Annotated in this window: 3 protein-coding genes; 2 read left to right on the forward strand and 1 reads right to left on the reverse strand. The window is 54.5% G+C overall.

What is annotated here, in order from left to right; all coding sequences use genetic code 11:
• Nucleotides 1-110, forward strand: a 110-nt coding sequence (locus ACR0AA_RS23200) for an EF-Tu C-terminal domain-related protein (RefSeq protein WP_480567056.1), incomplete at its 5' end; no start/stop codon positions are given.
• An 88-nt stretch (nucleotides 111-198) separates the two neighbouring features.
• Here ACR0AA_RS23200 and ACR0AA_RS23205 read toward each other — a convergent pair.
• Entirely contained in the window at nucleotides 199-1,920 is a 1,722-nt protein-coding gene (locus ACR0AA_RS23205) for an amidohydrolase (protein ID WP_480757743.1), read from the reverse strand.
• A gap of 298 nt (nucleotides 1,921-2,218) precedes the next feature.
• Here ACR0AA_RS23205 and ACR0AA_RS23210 point away from each other — a divergent pair, with 298 nt between their 5' ends.
• Complete coding sequence (locus tag ACR0AA_RS23210; RefSeq protein WP_480757746.1) at nucleotides 2,219-4,060, forward strand: amidohydrolase; 1,842 nt, start codon at nucleotides 2,219-2,221, stop codon at nucleotides 4,058-4,060.
• The last annotated feature ends 229 nt before the right edge of the window (nucleotides 4,061-4,289 follow it).

The following is a 4,289-nucleotide window of genomic DNA, read 5'->3' on the forward strand; positions in this document are numbered from 1 at the left end:
TCACCGTCGAGCTGATCGCTCCGATCGCGATGGAAGACGGCCTGCGTTTCGCCATCCGCGAAGGCGGCCGCACCGTCGGCGCCGGCGTCGTCTCGAAAATCATCGAGTAATTCGCGCTGCGAATAACCTAAGAAAGGGCGCTCAAACGGGCGCCCTTTTTTCGTTGGTAATGGTCAGAAGTTTCGGAAGGTGTCTGACTCAGTCCAATTTCTCGTAAGTCAGATTACCGCCCATTATCGTGTAAACAACGTCGACGTCTGAGATTGCTTCCGGTTCGACTTCGAACAGGTTTTCACCCAACACTACGATGTCAGCTTTTTTGCCGACTTCGAGACTGCCGATTTCACCGTCCATTCCCATACCTTTTGCGGCATTGATCGTATGCGCCTCAAGAGCCAGTTGCAGAGGTATTCTAGCTTCCTCTCCCCCGAGTGGAGGAACATCTCTGCGGTTGGGCAACTGGCGTGTGACACCCGCCTCAATGGCTGCAAGTGGACGATATTCGGATACATAACCGGACACAGGCCAGTCCGAGCCAAATGAGAATACGCCACCCTCGGCCGCGACTCTGTTCACCGGGAACATCGCCTGAACACGCTCTTCACCCAGTCTGGAAGTAGCAATGGATTGCATGAGCGGGTCCAATGTCATCCACGCGCCGGTCGTGTCATAAATGACGCCCAACTCTCCGAACCGAGCGTAATCGTCGGGATGGATCAACGTGCCGTGTGTTATCTTATGCGCACGCTCACGTTCGGGGTTTGCCTCGATTGCGGCCTCGATGGCGTCCAAAAGGGTTCTTACCGCCAGATCTCCGAAGCAATGGCACGTAACATTCAAACCAGCCGCGTCAGCGCGGATGACGGCATCCTTGACCAGCCTGATCGGAATAATCGGGTCGACCACAAGTTCGGGTTTATCAGAATACGGATCCACATAGAGCGCATTCCATTTGTCGTCGCCGCCATCGATATTGATCTTCAGATAGCTTGCCTTGACCAATTCGGAATCAAATCTCTCGCTAAGGTTCTGAGTGCCGGGCAGGGGATCGATTGTCCCATCATTCCAATAGTATGAGCCGATAAAACGGATCGGCAATTCCCCGTTCTTTTCAAAATCGGCCATCATCTGAAAGCCTTCTTCTTGGCTCATGCCCTGAATGCCATGGTCATGCACGGCGGTGATCCCGGCCGCTGCGAAACGCTGCAACCAGTTTGAAACGCCATCGGCCAGAAACTCCGGTTTCACGTCGACCAAAGAAGTCAGAACCTGCATTTGCGCGGGCACTTCTATAACCCAACCCGTTGGGTTTCCGTCAGTGTCTCGTTCAAAGAATGAAAACCCGGGCACGGTGTCCGGGGTGTCCTTGTCGATACCCGCCAGTTCCAATGCTTTGGAGTTTACCCAAGCCGCGTGACCATCGATGGCCCATAAGTAAACTGGTCGGTCAGACTCGATTTCATCCAGCATGGCGGCTGTCGGGTTGCCGTCTGTCCACGGATTGAACCGAACACCATAGCCTAGGATTATGTCGTCCTTGTTAGTTTCGACTTCTTTCCGGATGCGGGCAAAAAGTTCGTCCTTGTCATCGGTCTGCAAATCGACCCCGAGCATTATCAACCCGCCGGCCGCCGCATGAATATGCCCATCTACAAACCCGGGAAGGGTCATTCGACCTTTGAGGTCGATGACCTCTGTCCCGATTCCAATGACATCTTTAAGGCCTGCTGCATCACCGACATAGACGATCTCGTCACCTTCAATTCCGAGGGCCTCGGCAATGGTCCCGTTCGCATCCATCGTGTAAATTGTGCCATTTATCAAAGCGTAATCTGCAGTTGGATTGCTACGGTTGGACTGCGCGTCTGCTTGAGAAGCAGCGGCCAAAGCAGCAATTACTGAAACAACAAACCTGTCCATAGACGTCCCCTCGCAACAAATCATCGGAATGTTAGGATATAGCGACTGGGAGAAATTGCCACTTTCAGGAACGTCGGCCAGTTTGCTGAGGCGTGCGAGCTGGCGCACTGTCTTCGTTTTACGCTACCTGAAAATGCCCCAAGAGCGCTGGCATGCAGATGTATTAGTCATCGATGTAGTCCCCCAATAATGATCAGATGAAGGTCATATCCGAAGGGCCAGCCCTTTTTTCCAGACAAAGTTGAATTTGATGTTAGGTTTGTCGAAAAGAGATTTTCAGCAGAAATGAGGTCGCAAGATGAACTTTTCATCGCTGTCATTTATTGTTTCCACATTTGTTGTTTTCTCGGGCAGTGCTGCCTTTTCTCAACAGGTTGCGGACACGATCTACTCTGGTGGTCCGATCCTGACGATCAATGATGAGCGCCCGACGGCCGAGGCCGTCGCGGTCAAGGACGGTCGTATTCTGGCGGTCGGCTCTGTGGACGATGTCTCGGGCCTTCGCGGTGAGGAAACAGAGGCCTTCGATCTGGACGGGCGTGCAATGCTACCGGGATTTGTAGACAGCCACGGGCATGTGGTGATGGGCGGATTGCAAGCGCTTTCGGCCAATATGCTCGCGCCGCCGGATGGGGATGTCCGCGACATCGCCAGTTTGCAAGCAACGCTTTCGGATTGGGCAAAAGAGAACTCTGAGACCGTCGACAAAGTGAAAATGATCATCGGGTTCGGCTATGACAACGCACAATTGAAAGAACTGCGGCACCCGACCCGGCAAGAGTTGGATGCTGTCTCTGCTGACCTGCCCGTCGTTATCATTCATCAGTCCGGCCATTTGGGTGTGGCGAACTCGAAAGCACTGGAAATCGCAGGTATCACCGCAAGTTCCGAGGCACCTCCGGGCGGGGTCATTCAGCGCGACGAGAACGGAGAACCCAATGGCGTGTTGGAGGAATACGCTTTCTTTGCAGTGCTGGTGCCCTTGCTAGGCGATTTGGGTGAAGAGGGGATGATCGCCTTTGCCCGCGCTGGCAGCAATTTGTGGGCCAAGTTCGGGTATACGACCGGGCAAGAGGGGCGGTCGTCAGGTGAGATCGTTCAGGCCCTGAAAAAAGTGGGCGCAGAGGGTGGTCTTCCAATTGATGTCGTTGCTTTCCCAGATGTTCTTGAGTCGCGGGATTTCATTGGCGACAATGTCTCGCGCGCCTATCAGGACCGCGTTCGGGTTGGCGGCTGCAAGTTGACCATTGACGGGTCGCCGCAAGGATTTACCGCACTCAGAGATCGCCCGTATTACGATCCGGTTGGCACCTATCCGGCGGGGTACGCGGGCTATGCGGCGATTACGATGGATCAGCTCCAGGATGCCGTGAACTGGTGTTACGAGAACGGTATCCAGATCCTTGTGCACTCTAACGGAGAGGGTGCGTCGGACATGCTGATCGCCGCCCTTGAGGTTGCCCAGATGAAATACGGCGACCCCGGCAACCGGCCCGTTCTGATCCATGGTCAATTCCTGCGAGAGGATCAGGTCGCCAGCTTTAAACGGCTAGGAGTGTTCCCGTCCATTTTTCCCATGCATACCTTTTATTGGGGTGATTGGCATCGCGATCACACAGTTGGCCCGGTGAATGCCGAGAACATCTCACCCTCAGGATGGCTTCGTCAAAGGGACATGATGTTCGGTACGCATCACGATGCGCCGGTCGCTCTGCCCAATAGTATGCGCGTCCTTGCCGCGACGGTGACGCGCAGAACCCGGTCGGGCGACATTCTTGGGCCGCATCAGCGGGTCGACGTCATGACTGCGCTGAAAGCGATGACGATTTGGCCGGCATGGCAGCATTTTGAAGAGAATGACAAAGGGTCCATCGAAGTCGGCAAAGTTGCGGACTTCGTAATCCTGTCCGACGATCCAACAGCGGTCGACCCCGAGACACTCGCGGATCTGAAAGTACTGTCGACGATAAAAGATGATGTCGTCATCTATCAGGCCGAGGACAGTGTGAAAGAAGGAAACCTGCACTTCTCGCCGTTTTCGAACGACCCTGTTCTTGCCCACGTCTTCTTGCACGCAATCTATCAGGGCATGAAGGTCGAAGACCCGTGGTTGACGAATGGCCGGGTCGTTGTGAAATAGCTGGTGCCGTTTGGCGACTGCCCCGGAAATTCCAAGGCCTGGGCTCGGGCGGCACATCTGCGGATAATTTGGCCGCCCGGCAAGGGGCGGCCTTTTTGTTTTGAATTGCTAGGATTGTCTAGGGTCAGGATGCATTGATTTTCAAAGCGCTGCGTGATTCACGGCTCGAAAACCGGAGCGGTGATATGAGCGACCTTTTCTGGCTGACTGCTGAGCAGATGGCCAAACT

This window comes from Ruegeria sp. CE8, from assembly GCF_056537465.1.